Annotated in this window: 20 protein-coding genes; 4 read left to right on the top strand and 16 right to left on the bottom strand. The window is 65.8% G+C overall.

Annotated features, from left to right (window positions below):
* Positions 1 to 12: 12 nt before the first annotated feature.
* Genes C8C96_RS13355 through C8C96_RS13365 form a run of 3 tightly spaced genes read right to left on the bottom strand, consistent with a single transcriptional unit; the run spans position 13 to position 3,559 of the window.
* Positions 13 to 1,101, bottom strand: a complete 1,089-nt coding sequence (locus C8C96_RS13355) for an endonuclease/exonuclease/phosphatase family protein (protein ID WP_121942622.1) — start codon at positions 1,099 to 1,101, stop codon at positions 13 to 15.
* 45 nt (positions 1,102 to 1,146) lie between these two features.
* Positions 1,147 to 1,851 (bottom strand): nucleoside-diphosphate sugar epimerase, encoded by a 705-nt coding sequence (locus C8C96_RS13360; RefSeq protein WP_121942623.1) that lies wholly within the window; start codon positions 1,849 to 1,851, stop codon positions 1,147 to 1,149.
* The gene (locus C8C96_RS13365) at positions 1,763 to 3,559 is read right to left on the bottom strand and encodes a DEAD/DEAH box helicase (RefSeq protein ID WP_121942624.1); all 1,797 of its coding nucleotides are present in this window, start codon (positions 3,557 to 3,559) and stop codon (positions 1,763 to 1,765) included. The genes C8C96_RS13360 and C8C96_RS13365 overlap by 89 nt, the downstream gene beginning before the upstream one ends.
* A gap of 298 nt (positions 3,560 to 3,857) precedes the next feature.
* Here C8C96_RS13365 and ettA point away from each other — a divergent pair, with 298 nt between their 5' ends.
* Both ettA and C8C96_RS13375 read left to right on the top strand, forming a co-directional pair.
* Positions 3,858 to 5,519 (top strand): energy-dependent translational throttle protein EttA, encoded by a 1,662-nt coding sequence (gene ettA, locus C8C96_RS13370; protein WP_056064117.1) that lies wholly within the window; start codon positions 3,858 to 3,860, stop codon positions 5,517 to 5,519.
* A gap of 59 nt (positions 5,520 to 5,578) precedes the next feature.
* Positions 5,579 to 8,107 carry a DUF1631 family protein gene (locus C8C96_RS13375; protein WP_121942625.1) on the top strand — a complete coding sequence of 843 codons (2,529 nt, stop codon included), beginning with the start codon at positions 5,579 to 5,581 and terminating at the stop codon, positions 8,105 to 8,107.
* A gap of 69 nt (positions 8,108 to 8,176) precedes the next feature.
* On the opposite strand, the gene C8C96_RS13380 is transcribed toward C8C96_RS13375, so the two are convergent.
* The 3 genes from C8C96_RS13380 to C8C96_RS13390 form a co-directional block, all read right to left on the bottom strand.
* A complete protein-coding gene (locus tag C8C96_RS13380) occupies positions 8,177 to 9,598 on the bottom strand; it encodes a TAXI family TRAP transporter solute-binding subunit (protein WP_121942626.1) in 1,422 nt (473 codons plus the stop codon).
* Positions 9,599 to 9,814: 216 nt separating this feature from the next.
* Positions 9,815 to 10,312, bottom strand: coding sequence for an EF-hand domain-containing protein (locus C8C96_RS13385; RefSeq protein ID WP_121942627.1), 498 nt, complete (start codon positions 10,310 to 10,312; stop codon positions 9,815 to 9,817).
* Positions 10,313 to 10,321: 9 nt separating this feature from the next.
* Positions 10,322 to 11,119, bottom strand: coding sequence for a lectin (locus C8C96_RS13390; protein WP_121942628.1), 798 nt, complete (start codon positions 11,117 to 11,119; stop codon positions 10,322 to 10,324).
* Between the two features lie 236 nt (positions 11,120 to 11,355).
* Between C8C96_RS13390 and C8C96_RS13395 the strand changes: the two genes are divergently transcribed.
* Complete coding sequence (locus C8C96_RS13395) at positions 11,356 to 12,939, top strand: EAL domain-containing protein (RefSeq protein ID WP_121942629.1); 1,584 nt, start codon at positions 11,356 to 11,358, stop codon at positions 12,937 to 12,939.
* A gap of 39 nt (positions 12,940 to 12,978) precedes the next feature.
* Here C8C96_RS13395 and C8C96_RS25345 read toward each other — a convergent pair whose 3' ends face one another.
* The gene (locus tag C8C96_RS25345) at positions 12,979 to 14,568 is read right to left on the bottom strand and encodes a methyl-accepting chemotaxis protein (protein WP_121942630.1); all 1,590 of its coding nucleotides are present in this window, start codon (positions 14,566 to 14,568) and stop codon (positions 12,979 to 12,981) included.
* 302 nt (positions 14,569 to 14,870) lie between these two features.
* The gene (locus tag C8C96_RS13405) at positions 14,871 to 15,728 is read right to left on the bottom strand and encodes a LysR family transcriptional regulator (RefSeq protein WP_121942631.1); all 858 of its coding nucleotides are present in this window, start codon (positions 15,726 to 15,728) and stop codon (positions 14,871 to 14,873) included.
* Between the two features lie 84 nt (positions 15,729 to 15,812).
* Between C8C96_RS13405 and C8C96_RS13410 the strand changes: the two genes are divergently transcribed.
* Positions 15,813 to 16,193 carry a tautomerase family protein gene (locus tag C8C96_RS13410; RefSeq protein ID WP_121942632.1) on the top strand — a complete coding sequence of 127 codons (381 nt, stop codon included), beginning with the start codon at positions 15,813 to 15,815 and terminating at the stop codon, positions 16,191 to 16,193.
* Positions 16,194 to 16,330: 137 nt separating this feature from the next.
* Here C8C96_RS13410 and C8C96_RS13415 read toward each other — a convergent pair whose 3' ends face one another.
* The 8 genes from C8C96_RS13415 to C8C96_RS13450 all read right to left on the bottom strand — a co-directional run bounded on the left by C8C96_RS13415 (position 16,331) and on the right by C8C96_RS13450 (position 22,763).
* Positions 16,331 to 17,338, bottom strand: a complete 1,008-nt coding sequence (locus C8C96_RS13415; protein ID WP_121942633.1) for a P1 family peptidase — start codon at positions 17,336 to 17,338, stop codon at positions 16,331 to 16,333.
* Positions 17,339 to 17,416: 78 nt separating this feature from the next.
* Entirely contained in the window at positions 17,417 to 17,788 is a 372-nt protein-coding gene (locus tag C8C96_RS13420) for a copper-binding protein (RefSeq protein ID WP_121942634.1), read from the bottom strand.
* Positions 17,785 to 18,333, bottom strand: coding sequence for a DUF411 domain-containing protein (locus C8C96_RS13425; RefSeq protein ID WP_233584231.1), 549 nt, complete (start codon positions 18,331 to 18,333; stop codon positions 17,785 to 17,787). The genes C8C96_RS13420 and C8C96_RS13425 overlap by 4 nt, the downstream gene beginning before the upstream one ends.
* Before the next feature lie 16 nt (positions 18,334 to 18,349).
* Positions 18,350 to 18,856, bottom strand: coding sequence for a plastocyanin/azurin family copper-binding protein (locus C8C96_RS13430; protein WP_116750092.1), 507 nt, complete (start codon positions 18,854 to 18,856; stop codon positions 18,350 to 18,352).
* A 14-nt stretch (positions 18,857 to 18,870) separates the two neighbouring features.
* On the bottom strand, positions 18,871 to 20,253 hold the full coding sequence (locus C8C96_RS13435; RefSeq protein ID WP_121942635.1) for a multicopper oxidase family protein: 1,383 nt from the start codon (positions 20,251 to 20,253) through the stop codon (positions 18,871 to 18,873).
* Position 20,254: 1 nt separating this feature from the next.
* Positions 20,255 to 21,682, bottom strand: coding sequence for a TolC family protein (locus C8C96_RS13440; RefSeq protein WP_121942636.1), 1,428 nt, complete (start codon positions 21,680 to 21,682; stop codon positions 20,255 to 20,257).
* Positions 21,679 to 22,149, bottom strand: a complete 471-nt coding sequence (locus C8C96_RS13445; RefSeq protein WP_147455680.1) for a hypothetical protein — start codon at positions 22,147 to 22,149, stop codon at positions 21,679 to 21,681. Before C8C96_RS13445 ends, C8C96_RS13440 begins: the two co-directional genes overlap by 4 nt.
* A 104-nt stretch (positions 22,150 to 22,253) precedes the next feature.
* On the bottom strand, positions 22,254 to 22,763 hold the full coding sequence (locus tag C8C96_RS13450; protein WP_121942638.1) for a hypothetical protein: 510 nt from the start codon (positions 22,761 to 22,763) through the stop codon (positions 22,254 to 22,256).
* Between the last annotated feature and the right edge of the window lie 187 nt (positions 22,764 to 22,950).

A 22,950-nucleotide genomic window follows, 5' to 3' on the forward strand; every position in this document is an offset into this window, starting at 1 on the left:
CTGCCGCAGTGATCAGCGAGGGGCGTCGCTGGGTGCGCTCACGTCGGTCGGCGGCGGCGAGATGCTCTGGGCCAGAGGAGAACTGGGCAGTTTCAGGCGCAGCAAGGCGCGCACAAAGCCGTGGTCCGAGCGCGTGCGGTCGCGTCCCTCATGCAGGTGGTCGTTGAAATAGTCCACCCGGCGCACATCGCCCACGCTGTTGCGCCCATTGGGCAGGAACTCCTCGCTGACCAGGATCTGGTCCAGCACATAGGGCGCACCCTGGTGGATATGGGAGTAGGCCACGTCCTTTTTCAAGGCGAAATCTCCCTGCAGGTCGTACGCATTGAACAGGGCCACATCACGGGCTGACCGGTCGTAGGCAATATCGGTGGTGGCGCAGATCAATTGCGTGGTCACGCTGTCGGGGGTGTCGTTGAAGTCGCCCAGCACCACCAGGGGCACGCTGGTGCGGTGCAGCAGGTCGATCACCAGGCACCGCAGCGCCATGGCCTCGGCGCCGCGCATGATCAGCGAGCGCAGCGATGCCAGTGCGACCACCTTGCGGTCGTCCCGGTCCTCGGTGGGCTGGCCTAGGGCATCCTGCAGAAACTTGGGACGTTTGGATTTGAGGTGGGCAGTGAGGACGTTGAGGGTTTGGCCATGCTTCATCCGCAACGTGGCCACGAGGGGTGGGCGCTCGAAGCGCGTGTGTTCGCCAATGCCAGGCACATTCACCTGAAAGCCCGGTGGGAAGTCGGCAAAGGACTGCAATGCCTCGACCTTGAGCCGCGTGGCCAGGCCCACACGGGGCGTTCCCTGTGCGCCCTGTTGGGTGTCGTTGTTCTCGGCCCCTGGCACGGCGACAAAGTCGTAGCGCAAGCCACCCCGACCCAGCGCCCCTTTGAAGGCCGCGTCGTCCCAGACCTCCTGCACCGCCAGTACATCGGCGTTCAGTGCCCGAAAGCGCTCGCCCAGCCAGGTGATCTTGCGTTCAAACTCGGTCTGGCTGTAGGGGTCCTGGTTCTCGTAGAACAGGCGTCCCGGATTGGCCAGGTTGAGCACATTGCAAGTGGCCACCATGAGGGTGTCCAGCGGTTGGGGGAGTTCGTTGGGGCGCATGAAGGGCGTACAGCGTAGGCGGGGTCACGACGGCTGCACCCTGTATCAACTGGCCTGCAGCGCGCGGCCGGACAGCACTTGCAGCCCGGGTCGGCCCAACTGTACGGCACGGACGAGCGCACGGGCCACCTCCGCCCCGGGGCGGGCACGGTAGTTGGCGGGCAGGACCGGGTTCAGCCACTGAAACAGTTTGAGCGACAGGGACTCTGCGGGCCGGTGGGCTTGTTGCAGCGCCCGGCGTTCGCCCATCAGCAGGGATGGGCGTGCAATGACCAGCGTCTCAAAACCCAGCTGCTGAAGGTCGCGCTCGACCTCGCCTTTGACGCGGTTGTAAAAAATGCGCGATTGCGCATTGGCCCCCATGGCGGTGACCACGCCACAGCGGGTGGCGCCCGCCGCGCGCGCTGCGCGGGCCGTGGCCATCACGGCGTCATAGTCCACCGCACGGAACGCGCTCTGGCTGCCGGCTGCAGCCATGGTGGTGCCCAGGGTGATGTAAACATCATCGACGTGCGGCAAGGCGGGCATCGCCGCAAAATCCACCGCGTGCAGTTGCAGGCGGGGATGGTTCAGCGCTGGCGCACGCCGCCCTTTGGCGTGCAGCACATGGATGCTGGCGCCCGCTGCGTCCGTGGTGTTGGCAGGGGGCGCTTTGCGCGTATTAGCGGTTAAAAGAGCCGCGAGGACCGCCTGGCCCACGAGGCCCGTTGCCCCGGCCACCACCGCCACCCGTGCCTGATCCGCCACCATAGCCGCCACCTCCAGAGTTGCGATACCCACCACCACCACCGCCGCCGCCACGGCGGCCGCGTTCAGCCATGCTGTCCACGCTGGTGCGCATGGGGTCGGGCTGACCGCCCGCACCGTGGCCCGAGCTGCGATGGCCTGGGCTGCTGTGACCCAGGTGTGTGCCCAGGTGCGCATTGGCGCGGGGGGGTTGTGCGTCATCGTAGCGATGACCACCGCCGCCTTCGGGGCGTGGGCCTCGGCTGCGCGCAGGTGCCTGGGCGGCGCCGTCACGGGCACCACCCCGACCACCACCCTGGCCTCCGCGGCCGCCGCCGGCTGGACCCTGGGCGTTGCGTGGAGCTCCGCCACCGGAACGGCCACCACCGCCACCACCGTTGCCTGCACGGGGGCCGCGCTCCCCACCTTGGCCGCCGCCCTGGCCTGCCTTGTTGGTGCGGATGCGCTCCATCATTTCGCTGCGGGCGGCCTTGGCGGCTGCCTGCATCACATCACGGCTCGGGGGCTTGCCTGCGCCGCCCCAGATGGTCTGGCGGCCCATGGCGATGGGTTCCGCCTTCTCGCCGGGTTCTGGGCCAAAACCTTCGATCACCTGGACAGGAATCTGCTGCTTGGTAAAGCGCTCGATGTCCATCATGAAACCTTCTTCGTCCATGCAGACCAGGCTCACGGCTTCGCCCGTAGCGCCTGCGCGGCCCGTACGGCCGATGCGGTGCACGTAGTCTTCGGAGACGTTGGGGATTTCGTAGTTGACGACGTGCGGCAGGTCATCGATGTCGATGCCACGTGCGGCGATGTCGGTGGCCACCAGGGCACGGATCTCGCCACTCTTGAAGCCCGCCAAGGCCTGCGTACGGGCACTCTGGCTCTTGTTGCCGTGCAAGGCCATGGCCTGCACACCGTTCTTGGTCAGGAACTCGGCCACGTTGTTGGCGCCGAACTTGGTGCGCGTGAACACCAGCACCTGGCTCCAGTTGTGTTGCTGGATGATGTGCAGCAGCACCTGCTTTTTCTTGCCGCGGCCCACGGGGTGGATCACTTGCGAAATACGCTGCACCGTGGTGTTGCGCGGGGTGACCTGGATGCTCTGCGGGTTCTTGAGCAGGGTGTTGGCCAGCTCGCGGATCTCGTCGCTGAAGGTGGCCGAGAACAGCAGGCTTTGCTTGTCCTTGGGCACCAGGGCCAGCACCTTCTTCACGTCGTGGATGAAGCCCATGTCGAGCATGCGGTCGGCTTCGTCAAGCACCAGCACCTGCACGGTGGACAGGTCCAGGAAGCCCTGTTGCTGCAGGTCCAGCAGACGGCCAGGGGTGGCCACCAGGATGTCCACGCCGCGCTTGATGCGGTCGATCTGCGGGTTCATGCCCACACCACCGAAGACCACGGTGGAGTTGATGTCCAGGTACTTGCCGTATTCGCGCACCGATTCTTCGACCTGGGCCGCGAGCTCACGGGTAGGGGTCAGCACCAGGGCGCGGATGCCCTTGCCGCCAAACTTGTTCTTGGGTGCCGTGCCTTGCGAGAGGCGGTGCAGCATGGGCAGGGTGAACGCAGCGGTCTTGCCGGTGCCAGTCTGCGCGCCGGCCAGAAGGTCGTGGCCTTCCAGAACGGCGGGAATGGCCTGGGCCTGAATGGGCGTGGGGGTTTCATAGCCCGTTTCGTGCACGGCTTTCAGGATGGCAGGAGCCAGGTTCAGTTCGTCAAATGTCATGTCGTTGGATGCGCCCGTCCGGGGCGCTGGGTATCCGCCTGTCGTGCAACCGGGAGGTTGCTGAGCCAGTCTCAGGCTGATGAGGTTCAGGATTGGGAGCCCGGAAGCGTGGCTTCCTTCGTCCCCAGCAGTGTGCTGATGTGGCGGGCAACTGGAGCCCACACCGGGGGTATTGTCGCATGGACCGATAATCTAGGGTTTGAGAGCGCGTTCGGCGTCTTTTTGGAATGCTCCAAATGGCCCTCTGAACCTGCTCGGATGCAGACTTCCTGCCCACTTTCGCAAGCTAGAACCCTCCATGGCCCAATACGTTTATTCGATGAATCGCGTCTCCAAGACCGTGCCGCCCAAGCGGCAGATCTTGAAGGACATCTCCCTGAGCTTTTTCCCAGGCGCCAAGATTGGTGTGCTGGGTCTGAACGGCTCGGGCAAATCCACGCTGCTCAAGATCATGGCCGGCGTGGACAAGGAAATCGAAGGCGAAGCCATTCCGATGCCGGGCATCAAGATCGGCTATCTGCCCCAGGAGCCTCAGCTCAACTCGGAGCACACAGTCCGCGAAAGCGTGGAAGAGGCCATGGGCGAGGTGTTTGCCGCCAAGGCCAAGCTGGAAGAGGTGTACGCCGCCTACGCCGAGGCCGATGCAGACTTTGACGCACTGGCCGCTGAACAGGCTCGCCTGGAAGCCATCATTGCGACGGCGGGGACTGACTCCGAGCACCAGCTCGAAATCGCTGCCGATGCCCTGCGCCTGCCTCCTTGGGACGCCAAGGTCGGGCTGCTGTCTGGTGGTGAAAAGCGCCGCATTGCGCTGTGCCGCCTGCTGTTGTCCAAGCCCGACATGCTGCTGCTCGACGAACCCACCAACCACTTGGACGCTGAATCGGTGGACTGGCTGGAGCAGTTCCTGCACCGCTTTCCGGGCACCGTGGTGGCCATCACCCACGATCGCTACTTCCTCGATAACGCCGCGGAGTGGATTTTGGAACTGGACCGCGGCTACGGTCACCCCTACAAGGGCAACTACAGCACCTGGCTCGACCAGAAGCAGGCCCGTCTGGAATCTGAAAACAAGGGTGAGGAGGCACGCGCCAAGGCCCTGAAGAAGGAACTGGAATGGGTGCGCCAGAACGCCAAGGGCCGTCAGGCCAAGAGCAAGGCGCGTATCGCCCGTTTCGAGGAACTGAGCGACTACGAATACCAAAAGCGCAACGAAACGCAGGAAATCTTCATTCCTGTGGCCGAGCGCCTGGGCACCCAGGTCATTGAGTTCCACAACGTCACCAAGTCTTTCGGCGACCGTGTGCTCATCGACAACCTGTCCATGACCATCCCTGCGGGTGCCATCGTGGGCATCATCGGTCCGAACGGGGCCGGTAAATCGACCCTGTTCAAGCTCATCGCGGGCCGCGAGCAACCGGACAGCGGTGAGGTGGTGATCGGCTCGACCGTGAAGATGGCCTTTGTGGACCAGCACCGCGATGCCCTGTCGGACGACAAGACCGTGTGGGAAGACATCTCCGGCGGCCTGGACATGATCAACATCGGCAAGTTCACCATGGCCAGCCGTGCTTACGCAGGGCGCTTCAACTTCAACGGTGGCGACCAGCAAAAGAAGGTGGGCATGCTGTCGGGCGGTGAGCGTGGCCGTCTGCACTTGGCCAAGACACTGATTGCTGGCGGCAACGTGCTGCTGCTGGACGAGCCTTCGAACGACCTGGACGTGGAAACCCTGCGCGCTCTGGAAGACGCTTTGCTCGAATACGCGGGCACAGTGTTGGTTATCAGCCACGATCGCTGGTTCCTGGACCGGATCGCCACGCACATTCTGGCCGCCGAAGGTGACAGCCAGTGGACGTTCTTTGACGGCAATTACCAGGAGTACGAGGCCGACAAGAAGAAGCGGCTGGGTGAAGAAGGTGCAAAGCCCAAGCGGATGCGTTTCAAGGCCCTCAAATAAAGGCCGAGGTCAAGTAGGATTGCATCTGGAAACCTCTTGTCCGATTCCTCCCTCCCACCATGTCCCTGCCCGCATCGCGTCTGAGAGCCGTTTTCCGCGCCTGCGTTGTCAACGCCGTTCGCGGTGGCGAGGCCCTGATGGGGCAGCTCGTCAAGGTCACCCAAAGTGCCTTGACCAGCGAGGAGTCGGCCAGCCGCAACATCCAGCAGCGCAATTTGTTCAGCGATGCACTGCGGCTGCTCAACGAGCACGAGGCTGCGCTGGTCAAGGGCTATCCCATGGCCTTGCTGGAAATATTTGCCGAAGGCCCTGCGGTCGCCAAGGGGCGCAGTTCGGCCGATGACACCGGCATGGACTTTGGCGAGCTTTCGCTCATGGACGAAAGCGAGATGCAGGCCCAGGTGGAACTGTCCAAGGCCCAGCAGTCTGCGCTGCATGCTACCGACGCCGTACTGGCCGAACTCAACACCCTGGTGAGCGCTGCGCAAGGTTTGCGCAGCGTGCAACCCGAGCGCAACCCTCTGCGGCCCGAGAGCTACATCCGTGCATTGCAGCAGGTGGTGGGTGAGACCGGCGTCTCGGCCGAGGTACGGCAGCTGTGGATGCAGCACATGCGCGACCTGCTCGGGAAGCTGCTGGCCGAAGAATACAAAAAAACCGCCCAGAGCTTGCGTGAGCATGGCGTACAGCCGGTGGGCTACGCAGTGCTGGGCACGCCTGCGGGCGGCGGTCGCGGCCAAGGCACCGGTTACGGTGGGTCTGGCTATGGCGGGCCCGGTACGGGTTACGGGGGCGGTTATTCCGGGTACGGCCCCTCAATGAACGCGCCCATGAGCGACTATGGCAACACAGGTTATGGGCGTGGTATGGGTCCCAGCACAGGCTGGAGCGGCGACTCCCAGCAGGGTGCCATGGTGCCTGTGCCCGTGGACGCTGCCGAAGAGGCATTGCTCACGGTCGGCATCCTGCGCCAGATGTTGGCGGGCGGTGATCCATTTGCCCCTCCTCCGGTCTACGGCGCCGTGCCCGCACAGGCGGTGGTCATGCCCAGCGGCGCGGGTCAGCCGGGCTGGGTGGACCCCCGCGCGGGAGCCGCCAGCGCTCAGTCATCGTTGGCCGGGGGCTACTACCCGTCGGGTGCGGCCGCTGAAGCGATTGAAGACATGGCGCAGCTGGAGCGCCTGGTGGGCCGTCTTGCCGGTGGGGGCACGGTCAGCCAGGCGGGCTCTTTGCCCGTGCCTCTCGCAGGCTGGCGTGGGCCTGGCGTTGCGCCGGTGGTCTATGCAGCCATGCCCATGGAGGCTGCTACCCAGTCCACCGCCATGGCGGTGGAGGTGGTGGGGCGCATGATGGCCAACATCTCCCAGGACGCCCGTTTGCTGCCCCCTGTGCAGCAGGCCGTCAAGAGCCTGGAGCCTGCGCTCAAGCAATTGGTGCACCACGACGGCCGGTTTTTTACCGACAGCAGCCACCCTGCGCGCCGCCTGCTTGACGAGCTTACGCAGCGCAGCTTGGCATTCACCGCCGAGACAGAGCCTGGCTTCAGCCGCTTCATGCGACTGGTGACCGAGGCTGTGGGCCACCTGTCTGCCCATGAGGTCAAGGACGCGGGGCCGTTCGACACCGTGCTCAAGGCGCTGCAGTCTGCCTGGGACACCCAGGAGCAAAAGATCAAGGCCCAGCAGGAGGCCGAGCAGAAAGCCAAATTGCAGGCGGAGCAGCGCGAACTGCTGGCCGAGAAGATCGCAGCCGATATTCGCAAGCTGCCGGATGTGGACAAGGTGCCGTCGGACGTACTGGATTTTGCGGCGGGCCCCTGGGCTGATGTGGTGGCGCTGGCGCAGGTGATGCGCAGTGACGATAGCCAGGAAGATGACCCCAGCGGTTACCTGGCGCTGGTTCCTGTGTTGCTGTGGACTGCGCAGCCTGACCTCACGCGCCAGGAGACGGACCGGCTCAACGACGCCATCCCTGGCCTGCTGGCCAAGCTGCGCAAGGGCCTCAAGACCATCAACTACCCCGCGGTGCAGACCAGCGCATTCTTGCAGCGACTGGTGGCGTTGCACCAGGCCGCTTTTGAAAAACCGGCTCCTGCCCCAGTGTCCGCCCCTGCGGGAGAGCCCGAAGTGGCCCCGGAGGCGACAGAGCTGTCCGAATCGGCAGAAGCGTCCGCTCCTGCACCGCAGGACAGTGCCCAGGCGCCGCTGGACACCCCGGACCCTTACGCTGATTTTGTTATCGGGGCCTGGGTGGAGCTGGTGACCAATGGCCGGGTGGTGCGCACCCAGCTGACCTGGGCCAGCCCGCATGGCACCCTGTTTTTGTTCACTGCGCCGGATGCCAGCACCCAATCTATGACCCGCCGCATGCGCGACAAGCTGGCCGCCGAAGGCTCGCTGCGCGTGGTGCCGGCCCAGCCGCCCAAGCCCGCCAAGCCTGCGGTCCGCGCTTCGGGCTCTACGGAAACGGGCGGGGCAGATCGCAAGTCGTCCGAGGGCCGTACGGGCTTCGGCTCAAAAATGGCGCCGCTGTCCAAATCCGCCCCCCTGGCCCCGGCTTCGGGTGCCAAGTCGCCCAAGAATCGCTGATCGCACAGACACGCGCGCTGCGGGTGCCACCTTGAGGCCGCGAGCGGCCTTGTGCCGCTGTAGAGCTGGTCAACGCCCAGTTCCTGCTGCACTCCCTGTTTCCGTCACGCTGTTGTTCGTCATCCCTTCGCCCGGCGTGCTGTGGTCAGCAGATCCACCAGCCCCTTCCGACGCACGCAGCAGTTTTTTGCGCACCAGGTGGATGTGGTTGCGCAGGGCATACAGCTCGTCCGCATACGACAGAGGCACGCTCACCTTTTCGGCCTGGGCTTCCAGTCCGTCGAGGGTGCGCAGCAGGGTTGCGGGGTCGCTTTTGCCCATTTCCAGGTCGTTTTCGATCTCGCGCAGGCGGCCATACCAGCGGAACACCCGTGACCGCACCCGGAACTGGTAGAGCGGCGGCACGATGCGCGACAGCGGCAGCATGATGGCCAGCAAGATGCCCAGCACCAGCCACATGCGCTCAATCAGGTTGGCCATCCAGAACGGCAGGTAGCGTTGCAGCATGGGCACCGGCTCGTTCATGGCGCGGTCGCCCTCCTTGGCAATCGGCAGCTCGCTGCCGCGCGTGTTGGGAAACTCACGCGCCCGGTTGAACCAGCCTGCGCCGCTGTGCAGCTTTTGTGCGTTCTGGGCGAACAGGGTCAGCAGGGCGGGGTGCGTGCCGTCGCGCGCCAGCAGGGACGTGGTGGTGGCCACGAGCCGAACATCGCGCTGGGGCACGTTGGCCGCGAGGTCCACCACCCCGCGTGGCAAGGTCACGGGGGTGAGGAACGGAAACCGCCGTGCGTAGGCCTCGTGCTGCGCAAAATCCAGCAGCTGCACGCCAGGCGTTTGCAGCAGCATCTGCACCATCAGGGATTCAGGCGCCGAGGCAAATACCAAGGCGTCGAGCCTCCCCGCCAAAAACTCCACCGTCGCGGGCGTCTGTTCCAGGTGCGATAGCTTGACTGCGCTGGGCTCCACCTTATTGGCCTGCAGCAGCCGCTCGATCAGCGTGGGCACGCCGCTGCCCTCCGACCCCACATTGACCCGCCAGCCGCGTAGCTGCCGCAGGCCATCGAGCCGGGGTGCGTTGTGCATGCGCTCTGCTGTATCGGTGCGGTAGAACAGCCACAGCGGCTCTACAAACAGGCTGCCCAGCGATACCAGGTTGTCCGGATCATCGGGTTGCAGTTCGGCTGTGCCGCCCTGTACAAAAGCGACATCGGCCTGGCCGTCGCGCAGAAGCTGCAGGTTGTGCGATGAGCCCTCGCTGGGCAGCAAAACCACATCAATGCCGTCGGCCGCCAGCGCCTTCTGGTAGCGTTTGCCAAACTCCTCATAGGCACTTTGGGCAGGGCCTGTGGCCAGGGTCACCGTCTTGGGGGGATTGGGGTTGAGCCACCAATAGGCCAGCACCAGCAGGCCGACCGCCAAGAAGGCGAGGGGGCCTGCCGACACAATCAGATCGCGCAGGGTGAGGAAAGTGTTGCGAAAGGCCTTGGGCATTGGGGATGGACAAACAGAGCGAAACGGGGCGGTGGTATGCCTGGATGGGGTGACGGGGCCCCTGGGTGGTCCCGGAGCCATATCTCGCTATCAGCGAGCCGGTGGATTATCCAGGCAGGCGTGGCGGCGACGCGCACCAGCTCCGGGCATCCCGCACCGGGAGTCGCCCAGGTCTCAGATAGCTGGAGGACTGAAACCGCCGGCCAGCGAGGGCTCCTACTGCGGCAGGCGCCTGCGTTGGCGCTCATAGGCCATGCATTCCTGCAGCGAGAGCATGTCGTTCTGGTCCACATCCGCCGCCTCGAAGTAGGACATGCGTGCCTGTACCACCTCCTTGAACGACAGCTTTCCGTCCCCGTCCTTGTCGGCTGCTGCCAGCCGCCTCAGCTGGCCTTTGCCGATGCGGGGCAATTGGCCCAGCTGGGAGAGATGGACGTAGCCCTCTGCATCGGGCCCCAGGCTGTGCCAGCTCTGCACGATGTCCTGGTGGAACTCGTCCAGGGACACGTTGCCGTCGTGATTGAGATCGGCTGCCGAGCAGATGGCCTGCAGCCGGTGGGTGAGGGTTGGCGCCACCGGTTTGTGCGCCTTGGCAGGGCGTGGTGGCGTGGTGGGCGACGATATGGAGGTGTCGGCCGCATTGGCCGCGTGCGTCGTTGTTGCCAGCACCAGGGCGCAGGCGCCTGCACAGATCCAGTGAAGAGTTGTTTGCATGGGACCTCCTTACCACCACCAGCGTTGGCTGGGGCTGCGGTTGCAGGGCCAGACCATGGTGTGTGCCCCAGGGCGGACCTGGCCTGCGTCTACATCCAGGCATTTGCCGGTGAGCTGGCTCACGATCTGCCCGCCCAGGGTAGACCAGATTTGGCTGCGCGAGCCCGAGCAGGACCACAGCACCACCCGCGCGCCGTCCCGTGGGTCGCCTCGGTCCACGTCCACGCACAGGTCGCGCACCCGGATCTCGCCGCCGCGCCCCACCGCAAAACGCTGGGACGCCGTCCCGTTGCATTCGTACACCTGCAGGGTGGTGCCGGGCTGGAATTTGCCACCCCTCACGTCGAGGCACAGACGGCCGTCCACCCGGATCTCGCGCCCCCAGTCCCCGCCCTGGCCGGGGTAGTCCGGGTACTCGGGGCGACGGTCGTTGTCGTGCCGGTTGTGGTTGGCCAGCAACGCGATGCCGGCAATGGCCGCCACGGCCGCCACAGCTGCTCCGGCATTGGAGCCGCTGCTGCTACCGGTTGCATAGGTGCGTGTGATCTTGAAACGTCCCCCGCAACCACCGTTGGTCCACAGCTCGCGATTGGTCAGGTCGTAGCCCCAGGTGCGGTTGAAGCGGCAGGCCCCCTGGGTTTGTTCCACCAGATCCACTTGGGTCACGTCGTCCGCGAGGCGGTAGGAGGTGTAGCCGCCGCTGGACTGCAAATCCACCAACTGGTCCTGCGCCTGTGCCGCCGGGGTGCTCACGAGCAATGGCAGGCATAGCAGCCATGCATGTTTCCGAAAGGCCTGGTCTCTCATGGGTTCACTCTCCTTGTTCCGATCAGGGGCCATGGGGATGGGTGTAGCGCAGTGGGCCCCGGCCCAGGGCACCAACCGTCACCGGCATCATAGGACGGTCTGATGCTTGTGCGCCCGGCGACAGGGGGCCATCGGTTGAAATCTCGCTGGAGCAGCGGGGGCTGTTCGTGCATGATGGCGTCGCGCTGGGGCAGCCCCTTGTCTGCCTGTGTACTAACCACCCACTGCCGTGTCCGATGAAACGCTTCTATGTCGTTGCCTCCATCCCACTGCTGCTGGCTGCGCTCATCCCCATTGCTGCATCCCTGTGGGTGGCCCACCGCCAGGCCAAGGAAGACCAGGTCGCCTATCTGACCTCGTTGGCGGACGAGGTGCTGCGACGCGGCGTGGCCTCGCGCCAGCAGCTGGTGGCGGCGCTCAACGATCTGGACGGAGATCCGCACCCCGCTTGCAGCCAGGCCAGCCTCACACGCATGCAGCAGCTGGTGGGCACCTCGTTCTATCTGCAGGGCATGGGGGCAGTCAGGGACGGAGCGCTGGTCTGCAGCACGCTCACCACGGGCAATGAGGTGGTACCGCTCACCGGCAACCACATGGTCACCTCGACGGGTATCTCCACCTGGATTGGCGCCCGCCTGCCCTTTGCCCCGGAGCAGCCTTTCAACATCTACGCCCGCAACGGCCATGCGGTGATCATTCACCCGGGCATCGTGATTGACATGCCTGTGCTTCATGCGGATGTCGCGCTGGGGCTTCTGATCAGCACGCCCCGGGCGCTGATCCGGTCCAAAGGTCCGCTGGATACCCAGTGGCTGAACCTCTACACGCCCCATGTGAACAACGTGGCTGAAAGCGAGACCCACTACATCGTCTTTCGGGTGTCGAAGGAAAACAATGTGGCGGCGGTCGCGGCGGCTCCCAAGGCGCTGGCCCACGAAGGGCTCAAGGCCCAGGCGCTGATCCTGGCACCCCTGGGGCTGGTGGCCAGTGCCCTGTTTGCGCTGGGCGTGGCGATGCTCACCCGGTGGCAGTTGTCGCCACGCGTCAGACTGCGGGCGGCCCTGCGCCGGCGCGAGTTCTTCGTGCTCTATCAGCCCATCGTGGATCTGGAAACCGGCCAGTGGGTGGGGGCGGAGGCTCTGCTGCGCTGGCGTCGCCGCAACGGCACCCTGGTGCCCCCGGATGAATTCATTGCAGAAGCGGAGAAGGCCGGTGTGATCGCGCACATCACGCGGTACGTGATGGATGTGGTGCTGGCCGACTTGCCCGAGATGCTCAAGGCACGCCCGGGTTTTCATGTGAGTTTGAACCTCTCCCCCCAGGATCTGGTGGCCGACGGACCCGTGCAGTACCTGCAGCGGCGCTTCAGCGCCATGGAGATGCCGCCGGGCGCGCTCATGCTGGAGGTCACCGAGCGCGGGCTGGTGGACATCGAGGCTGCACGGCCCGCGCTGCAGGCTGCGCGGCAGATCGGTGCATCGATTGCGCTGGATGACTTCGGTACGGGTTACTCCAGCCTGTCCATGCTGGAGTCCATCGACATCGACACCCTCAAGATTGATCGCATCTTCATCGCCAGCATCGGCGCGCAAGCCGCCATCAGCCCGGTGACTACCCACATCATCGAAATGGCCCACATGCTCAAGCTGGCACTGATTGCCGAGGGCGTCGAGACTCAGGACCAGGTGGACTTCCTGATTGCCCGGGGTGTGCGCCAGGCCCAGGGTTGGAAGTTTGCCCGTGCCATGCCGCTGAATGATCTGCTGGCCGGCATGCGCCCGCAGCCAGCCGTTTCACCACGTGGCTCGGCGCAAGATTGATCCCGCCCTGTTGGATGGCGCGGCAGGGGATGGGGGACTCTACTTGATCAGCAGCGCCGATCCGCTGCCGTGAATACGAAACACCGCCACAGCACTCACAAGGTCATCGGCCTGCCCACGCAGGCTGGATGCAGCAGCAGCCATCTCCTCCACAAGGGCCGCATTCTGCTGCGTGGCCTGGTCCATCAGCGTGACGGCCTCGCTCACCTGCGTGACCCCCGAGCTTTGCTCAGAGCTGGCAGCACTGATCTCCCCCATGAGGTGGGTGACGTTGCGTATGCTGGCAACCACCTCTGTCATGGTGTGGCCGGCCTTGTCCACGAGAGCCGTGCCGTGTTCCACGCGGCCGACACTTTCCGTGATCAACTGCTTGATCTCCTTGGCCGCAGCCGCGCTGCGCTGGGCCAGGTTGCGCACCTCGCTGGCCACCACGGCAAAGCCCCGCCCCTGGTCACCGGCACGGGCAGCCTCCACGGCCGCGTTCAGCGCCAGGATGTTGGTCTGGAATGCAATGCCGTCGATCACGCTGATGATGTCATTGATCTTGCGGCTGGAGTCGTTGATGTCCTTCATGGTGGCCACCACCATGGCCACCACGTCACCGCCTTGTTGCGCAACGGTCGACGCTGAATGCGCCAGGCGGTTGGCATGAATCGCGTTGTCTGCGTTCTGCTTCACGGTGGAGCCCAGTTGCTCCATGGAGGCAGCGGTTTGCTGCAGCGCGCTAGCCTGTTGTTCCGTGCGCATCGACAGGTTGTGGTTGCCTTGCGCGATCTCGGCGCTGGCGGTCGATACGCTTTCTGATCCCTGGCGCACCCCTGCCACCAGGTTGGAAAGACTCAGCCGCATGGCTTCCATCGAAGTGACTACCGAAGCAATTTCGTTCTTGCCCTGCGCCACCAGTGGGGTGGCCAGGTTGCCCCGCGCAAACTCCCGCGTCGCCTGGCTTGCCTCGTTCAGGGGCCGGACGATGGAGCGGGTGGTGGCCACACCCAGCACGCAGGCAAACACTACCATGGCCACGCTGAGCAAGATCAGCTGTAGCCGCAGCGATTCAAACTGGCGCATCGATTCCTGGCTGGCACGTTTGCTGATGGCGTCGCTCTCGGCCAGGAAGGCTTCGATGTCGGCCACCAGCCTGGTCAGCAGGGGGCGGCATTGCTCGTTGATTTTCTTGATCGCCGCATCTTTTTCCCCTTGGCTCCCCAGTCGGGTGATCTCCAGCGCCACGGGGCCATAGGCCGCTTCGGTGTTCTTGATCTGGGCCAGCAGCTTGTTGAGGGGGGCGGTTTCAGGCGGGCCGACCTTGAGGGCATCTTCGACTCCCTGGAGTGCCTTGCCCATGCCTTCATGTGCGACTCCAATGCGACGTGTTTCCGCGTCGGCATCTTCCTTGGAGCCCGCGATCACCAGGTTGCGGGCAGACACGGCCCTCGCATTGGCTGTATCCAGCACCCGGTTGCCCAGGCTTTTGATCACGTTCAGGTGATTGACCTGGTTGTCCAGGCTCTCCTGTGTCATGGACTCGCCACGGATACCCATGATGGCGACCAGGATCAGTGCACAGGTCAGGACAACATATCCAATACCAAGACGCGTCTTGATGCTCAGGTTCTGCAGGACATTCATGCGATGGACCCTCCAGCTGGTGATACGGGATGAGGCGCTTTTTCGGAGCACGCAGGAGCAGCAGGAAACCGGTGTTTACCATTTCGTAACGTGGGGCGCAACACGTTGCCACCGCCACCCTGCGGCGTTCTGGCGATATCGATGCGGCGGTGCGCAGCCGCCGCCTTGGGCGCACGATGGTGCACAGGCCCTGATCTTCTGGGGGTTCCGGCGCGCGTCAAGAAGTTTTTGACCGAAAGGTGCGAAAGGCGCGCTGGGCACCCTGCTTGTGCAGGGGTAAGCGAGGGCGGGCGTGACCTGCCCTAACCGCGCACCGCACTTCTGAATGCGGCAGACAGTGCTGCAATGGCATCACTGGGTCGGCCATCCGGGGCCCGGCTGTGAAGCACCACCGGCAGGCTTGGCAGTGCAGGAAGCCCAAGCCGGGCACCTACGTCCACCGCGCCCCAGGGCAACATGCGGGGTGCCAGTGCGGCTACGCCCAGTCCTGCAACAACGGCTGCGGACACTGCCGCCACGCCGCCGCCCACAAACACCTCGCGCCAGGGGATGGCGGCTGCATCGAGCAGTTTTCCAGCCATCGCACGCACGCCGCAGGGCTCTGCCAGGGTGGCCAGCGGCAGGGGGGCACCAGTGCGGTGCTGCCAGTGCGGCGCGGCAAACCAGCCAAATCGCTCTTCGGCCAGCACTTCGCCATCGCTGCGCCCGGCATGCATGCGGACCATGGCCGCGTCGAGTTCGCGCCGGTCAAAGCTTTGCAGCAGGTCGCCCGACGAGCCGATCCGGATGTCGATCAACAGCTGAGGGTCTTGTGCGTTCATGCGAGCAATCAGTGCAGGCAGTTCAGGCCCGGCGACGTGGTCACTGATGCCGATGGCCAAACGCTGCGGTGCTTCACCCAGTGCAGCCAGGGCAAGCTCATGTGCAGCAAGCAGTGCGCGACCATGGTCCAGGAAGGCGGCTCCCTGCGCTGACAGTTCCACGTACCGGGGGGTGCGCTCCAGCAGCCGGCAGCCCAGCCGGTCCTCCAGCCGCTTGAGCTTGAGGCTCACAGCGGCCTGGCTGGTCTGCATGGCCTCGGCTGCTCGGGTAAAGCTCTCCAGCTCGGCAACACGGACAAAAGCCTCGACGGCATCCAGATCCAGAGGGCGTTGCATGATATGTTTTTGTTATTGTTGATATAAGTATAAATAGCATATCAATATGGATAGCATGGCACCAGCTTTTTCACGAAAGGACCCTCCATGCCGCTCATCCACATTGCCATGCGTGCCGGCAAGCCCGTTGCCTACCGGCAAGCGATTTTCGACACGCTGTACCGCGCCATGCGCGAGACCTTCAATGTGCCCGAGGACGATCAGTTCATGACCCTGACCGAGCACGATGCCGAGAATTTCCGCTACAGCCCGTCGTACCTGGGTGTGGCACGCAGCGACGATGTGGTGTTCATCCAGATCACTGCCAACAACACACGCACGCTGGAGCAGAAGAAGGCGCTGTTTCAGCGCATCGCCCAGCTTCTGGGCGAAAGCCCAGGCCTCAGGCCGGAAGATGTGTTCGTGAACATTGTTGAGGTGGCCAAGGAGAACTGGTCCTTCGGCCACGGGCTGGCGCAATACGCCTGAGGGCTGGCGCGGGGTCGGAAGCCGCCAGCTCCAGGGCATGGGACGAAGCCGGCAACTGACACCAGTCAACGCCAGCCGATGCCAACGGGAAGGAGACGCCACGCACCGTCAGCGTGGCGCATGCCGATTTTTGTGCTTCAGCCCAGATCGGCGGCCGAGGGCAGGTACAACCCCTCGGCGGTAGTGATGGCGCGCGCAGCCCGTGCTGCCCGCGCCGTGGCGATGGCTGTGGCCTCGGCCGCCATGGTGGCCAGCACCATCATGCCCGGGCTCTTGCCGCTGCGGCCCGTGCCCAGGCTGAACAGGGCGTCGCCGTCGGACATGGTGTGCACGGGGTTGATGCTGCGGGCCAGCCCGTCGTGCGCGGCCACGGCCAGGCGGTGGGCCTGCACCTTGGTGATGACCGCGTCAGTGGCGACCACCCCGATGGTGGTGTTGGTGCCCGCCAGCAGGGGCTGGGGCGGGTCGCCGCGCAGCAGGGCGCGGCGCGTGTCGCGCAAACGCAGGCCGTCGTCGGTGCGTGCCCCTGCAATCACTTGTGCGGTGTCGGGATCGATCACGTCGCCCAGCGCATTGCAAGCGATGAGGGCACCCACCGTGACGCCGTCCACGGTGACGGAGGCGGTACCGATGCCACCCTTCATCGCACGGTGGATGCCGAAGATCTTGCCCAGCGCCGCACCGGTGCCCGCGCCCACGTTACCTTCGGCCGGGTCTGCGGTGGAGGCGGCCTCGCACGCCGCGTAGCCCGCCGCAGCATCGGGGCGCACGCGCATGTCGCCCACCAGCAGGTCGAACAGCACGGCGGCGGGCACGATGGGCAGGCGGCCCACGGCCACGTCGAAACCCACGCCGCGCTCTTCCAGCCAACGCACGGCGCCGGTGGCGGCATCCAGCCCCCAGGCGCTGCCGCCCGCGAGCATGATGGCGTGCACCTTGTCCACCAGGTTGGAGGGGTGGAGCAAATCCGTCTCGCGCGTACCGGGTGCGGCACCGCGCACATCCACCCCGGCCACAGCGCCCTCGCGGGTGATGATGACGGTGCAGCCCGTGGGGCGGCGGGTTTCGGTGAAGTGGCCGACCTCGATGCCGGCCACGCGAGTGATGCTGCCAGCGTCGCCAGCCAGTGTGTTGGAGGAAGTCATGGCCGTTGATTATGGTGCCCGGGCAGCCTTGCTGCACTTGCGCAGTATCAGCGCCCCGGTGCCGCGCGCGGAGCCGCTTCAGGGCGCTTTCTCGATCCGCTGGACATGGTAGGCCCCGCTGACCTGTTCGGCCCGAAAGCGTACCTTGTCACCCGGTTTCAGGTCGCCGACTACGCTGGCGTCTGCCACGCGGAACACCATGGTCATGGGCGGCATCTCCAGGTTCTTGATCTCTCCGTGTTTGAGGGTCAGGCGCAGGGTGCGCGGGTCCCAGCGGGTGATTTCGCCTTCGCTCAGCTCCGCCTGTGGCGTGGACGGTGCGGTGGCGGCGGGGTGGTGGCTGCTGTGGCTGTCTGCGGCAGCCCCTGCGGGCGCCTGCGCCAGGGCTGGCCCTGCAACCAGGACAAACAGGGCGGCAGCCAGCGGGATGGAGAAGAAGTGCTGGGTCATGTGGATGCCTTTTTGTTGTAGCTGTTGAAGATGCGCGTGCTGCCGTCGTGGGCCACCAGCAGCACGTCGTACGGGTCGCGCCGGTCGCCATACACGGCGCCGTCCATGCCTGGCGATCCCACGGGCATGCCCGGCACGGCCAGGCCCAGGGCCTTGGGCTTTTGCTGCAGCAGCTTGCGCACATCGCTGGCGGGCACGTGGCCTTCCACCAGGTAGCCGCCCACCAGCGCGGTGTGGCACGAACCCAGTTTTGGCGGCAGTCCCAGGCGGGCACGCACGGCGTTGTTGCCGGTGGCATGCACCTTCACGGTAAAGCCGTTGGCTTGCATGTGGTCCACCCAGTCCTGGCAGCAGCCGCAGTTGGGGTCTTTCCACACTTCCAGCGGTGTGGGCGTGTTGGTGGCGGCGCGGGACCCAACCGGCAGCAAAGCGACGGCCAACCCCGCGCCCAGCAGAGGCAGAGTAGTGGCCAGCCATTGGCGGCGGGCAGGGCTGGGGAGCGCGGTCATGGATGCGGATGCAGCCCGAGGGCGTTGGAGGGTCATGGTGTTTCTCCTGGCGTTATGGATGGCGGGGCAGCACGGTGATGGTGCCGGTCATGCCGGCCTGGTAATGGCCGGGGATGAGGCAGGCAAAGTCAAAGCTGCCTGCGCGGTTGAAGTGCCACACGATGTCGCCGGCCTTGCCCGCCGCCACATGGGCCATGTAAGGCTCGTCGTGTTCCATGCCCGGGTGCTTTTTCATCATCTCGGCGTGCTGGTCCAGCTCCGCCTTGGTGCCGATCACGATCTCGTGCAGCACCTGGCCTTTGTTCTGTGCGCGCAGCCGCACGGTGTCGCCCTCGCGCACTTCGATGTGGCGGGGGCTGAACCGCATGTCGTCGCCCATGCGCACGGTGATCGTGCGGCGCACCTGCTGGGCATCGCCTGCAATGCCCCAGTCTTTTTGCTCTTTGACCACGGGGGCTGTGGAGGTGCGGTGGGGCATGTTTTCATGCCCATAGGCAGAAAAAGTGCCGAATGCGCTAGTGCATATTGCCCAGGCAGCTATGAATTTAATAGTGTTCATGGTGATCGTTGGCATCAATGTTGGTGGCCGCTGGCAGCGGGCTTGCGTGCATTGGCCGCGCCTGGGGCGGTGCCTGGGGTGTCGGTGCGTGCAGGGCGTGGTGTGGCGGCCGGTGCGCCTTGCCATTCAAAGGCCTGGGTGCCGCGTGGCTGCCTGAAGTCGCCGGGGTCGGCATAGCCGCCTGCGGGTTGGTCAGCGCGCACCTTGAGCGTGGTGAACATGCCGCCCATCTCCAGCGGGCCGAAGGGGCCGGTGCCGGTCATCATCGGGAAGGTGTTGTCGGGCAGCGGCATCTCCATGGAGCCCATGTCGGCCATGCCGCGCTCGCCCATCACCATGTAGTCGGGCACGATCTTCTGGATCTTGCCGACCAGGCCCCGGTGGTCCACGCCGATCATGGTGGGCACGGCGTGCCCCATGGCGCCCATGGTGTGGTGGCTCTTGTGGCAGTGCAGGGCCCAGTCGCCCGGCTCGTCGGCGATGAACTCCACCTGCCGCATCTGGCCCACGGCCACGTCGGTGGTCACCTCCGGCCAGCGCGCGCTCTTGGGCACGGGGCCGCCGTCGGTGCCGGTCACTTCAAACTCGTGCCCATGCAGGTGGATAGGGTGGTTGGTCATGGTGAGGTTGCCCACGCGGATGCGCACGCGCTCGCCCTGGCGCGCCACCAGCGGGCTGATGGCGGGGAACACGCGGCTGTTCCAGCACCAGATGTTGTGGTCCAGCATGGTGTTGACCTTGGGGGTCATGCTGCCAGGCTCCACGTCAAAGGCGTTGAGCAGAAACGCGTAGTCGCGCTGCACCTTGGCGATCTGCGGATGGCTGCCCTTGGGGTGGGTGATCCACAGGCCCATCATGCCCATGGCCATCTGCACCATCTCGTCGGCATGCGGGTGGTACATGAAGGTGCCGGGGCGGCGCGCCACAAACTCGTACACGAAGGTCTTGCCGGGCTGGATGGCGGGCTGGGTGAGGCCACCGACGCCGTCCATGCCGTTGGGCAGGCGCTGGCCGTGCCAGTGGATGGTGGTGTGCTCGGGCAGGCGGTTGGTGACGAAGATGCGAACGCGGTCGCCCTCGACCACCTCGATGGTGGGGCCGGGGCTCTGGCCGTTGTAGCCCCACATGTTGACCATGAACCCGGGCGCCACCTCACGCACCACGGGCTCGGCCACCAGGTGGAACTCCTTTACGCCCGCGTTCATGCGCCAGGGGGCGGTCCAGCCGTTCAGGGTGACCACGGGGTTGTAGGGGCGGCCGGTGGGCGGGTGCAGCGGTGGCGCGGTGTCGGCGCTGGACTGTGTGGCGGGCTCGGGCAGCGCGGCCAGGGCCACGCGGCTGACGGAGGCTGCGGCCACGGCCGTGGCGGCGCCAGAAAAGAAATTGCGGCGATTCATGTCAGTGGCCTTGTGGGGGGGTGGAGGCTGCGGCGCCGGAGGCGAGGCCCTGCAGTGCGCCGGGCGAGGTGCCGGTCAGCGCCAGTTGCAGGTCGGTCTCGGCCAGCCAGAAGTCGCGCTGCGCTTCGATGGCGTTGGCCACGGCCTGTGTGCTGTTGCGCGCTTCGGCCAGCATGTCCCACACGCTGGCCAGCATGCCGTTGTAGCGCAGCGTGGTCTCGTCGGCGATGAGCTGGCGCAGGGGCACCACTTCAGCCTGCTGCTGGCGCGCCAGGTCGAGGGCCGTGCGGTAGGTGAGCCAGGCGGCGCGCACCTCGCTGCGGGCGCGCACGGCGGTGTCTTGCAGCTGGGCGGCGCTTTGCTCCACCTCGGCCTGGGCGCGGGTGCGGGCTGCACCACCCCAGTCGAACAGGGGCAGGGGCAGCTCGATCTCCCAGCCGCGCTTGATGTCGCTGCGGCCGGTGTCGCGTTCGGTCGCGGTGTTGCGGCTGTATGCCAGCCCAATGTCACCAAACACGGCGCCCGCACGGCTCCAGCCCTGGCGCGTGGCCTGGGTGTCCAGCTGGCGGCGGGCAGCTTGCACGTCCAGCCGCTCGCGCAGCGCGGTGGCTTCGATGCCATCGGCGGGTAAGGCGGTGGTGGGCAGGGGCGGCAGCTGCTGGGCCAGTTGGTATTGGGTTTGCTGCCCCCACAGGCCCATGCGGCGGTTGAGCTGCTCACGCTCGGTGGCTGCGGCCAGGCGGGCGCGGGCACGCTGGCGGGTGGCATCGTGCAGCACGGCCTGTTCGCGGGCTTGTTGCAGGCGGCTCCAGTTGCCGACCTGCGCCATGCGGTGCGCCAGCTCGGCCCCGGCCTCGGCGGCTTCCACCATGCGGTCGTGCGTGGCGGCCACCTGCTCGGCCGCCACCGCCCGCAGCCAGGCACGGCGGGTGTCTGCGGCCAGTTGCACCACGTCCTGTGCGGCTTGCAGCGTGGCGATCTGCAGGCGCTCGGCCTCGCGCTGGATGCGCCAAGGCAGGGTGATCAGATCCATCAGGCCAAAGGCCAGGGTGCGTTCGATCTCACGCTCCTGGCTGTTGGTGAAACGCCCCAGGGTCAGGTGCGGGTTGGGCAGCGAGATGGCTTGCACCCGCTCGGCATCGGCCACGCCCAGTGCGGCCAGCCGGGCTTGCAGGCCGGGGTTGTTGAGCAGGGCAATGCGCACGGCGGCGTCTTGTGTCAGGGGCTGGGCGAGCCAGCCGTCGATGGACTGCTGGGCCTTTGCGCGGGCGCTCGGGTTCATCGCGGGCAAGGCCGCCTGGGGCACACCGGCGGTACGGCCCGTAGTGAGGGCCGCGACATCACTGCGCAGGCCATCGGGCGACACGCTGGCGCAGCCCGCCAGCAGGGTGGCGGCAGCCAGTATGGAGAGGCGATGGGTGCTGATCATGGCTTGCCCTTCTGCTCGGGGTGGTGGGCGGGGTGGGCACTCCCCGGGCTTCCGTGATGCATTTCATGGCGTGTGCCGTGCTGCTTCCCATGCGGCATGCCGTCCTGCATGCCCTGGGGATGGTGTGGCATGGAGGTAGCGGTGGAGGCTGCGGGCGTGGGAGTAGGTGCTGAGCCTTTTTGCGCCTCCCAGGCCAAGATGTCCACATGGCCGCGCGGGAACGCGCCCACGGCCTCGTGCGCCTGGCGCCAGGCCTTGGGGGTGGGCAAGGCGTCCACCAGCGGGGGCTGCGGCGGCATGGCCGTGTACGGCAGGGGGGCCGTGGGCGCATCGGCGCGGGTAGCGTCGGATGCAGATGGGCCCTGGGCTTGCGCCAGCAAGGGCGACAACAGGGCAAGACAAGCCAATCGCATCGGCCACGATGGCCCGGGCGATGGCAAGGAGAGAAAAATGGCAGGGGCGCGCATGGCGATCTCCAGACAACGAACGAAAAAACAGTGCACTGCCGTCCGACGAACCCCGTTGTTCAGGGGCTATCAGGCTATGGCAGACGCACTTCGGGCGTCGGAGATCAGGCGATGGGTGGTTTGATGGCCAGCGCCGCAGGGGCGCTGTCAAACTGCGCAGAGGCCAGGGGCAGCAAGGCTCCGGCGGGCAGGGGGGCAGGGGTCAGCGATGCGGGCAGGCCCAGCATGGCCGAGTGGCAGATTTCGCAGGCCGAGCAGCTGGCGCTATGGTGGTCGTGGTCGTCGCCCGATTTGCAGCCCGCATCGGGGTTCTGGCAGGCCGTAGAGTGGCTGGCAGTGTGGTCGATGCCGGGCTCGGCGGCCGGGGCGCCATGGTGGGCATGGGCGTCGGCGGGTGCCACGCCCTCCGCCTGCGCAAGGGTTGCGGAATGATCGTGGGGATGGCCCTGGTCGTGGTCGTGGACCATGCCTTCCGCCGTAGGCTGATGGGCCTCGGTATGCTGCGCGGCGCCTGCAGGCAGCAGCGGAGCCACAATGCCCGCCGCCATGGCCGTGCCCGTCAGGCCCCGAAGGACCAGCACCACCATCAGCAGGAAGAAGAAGCCGCGACGCATCCTTCAATGATACGGCGGAGCCGCTCAAGGTTCCGCAGGTAACCACTTTCTGGCGCTGCGGGCAACCCTGCGCAAATCTTGAATGCCTTTTCCGACCATGGGCAGTAACATGTGACGAAACATGTCTGCGCGTTTGTCAGCGGCTGTTGGCAGATATGTGCTCAAGCGTTCTTTCTCTTGCACAGAA

This window comes from Acidovorax sp. 100, from assembly GCF_003688355.1.
Taxonomy (GTDB): Bacteria; Pseudomonadota; Gammaproteobacteria; order Burkholderiales; family Burkholderiaceae_C; genus Acidovorax; species Acidovorax delafieldii.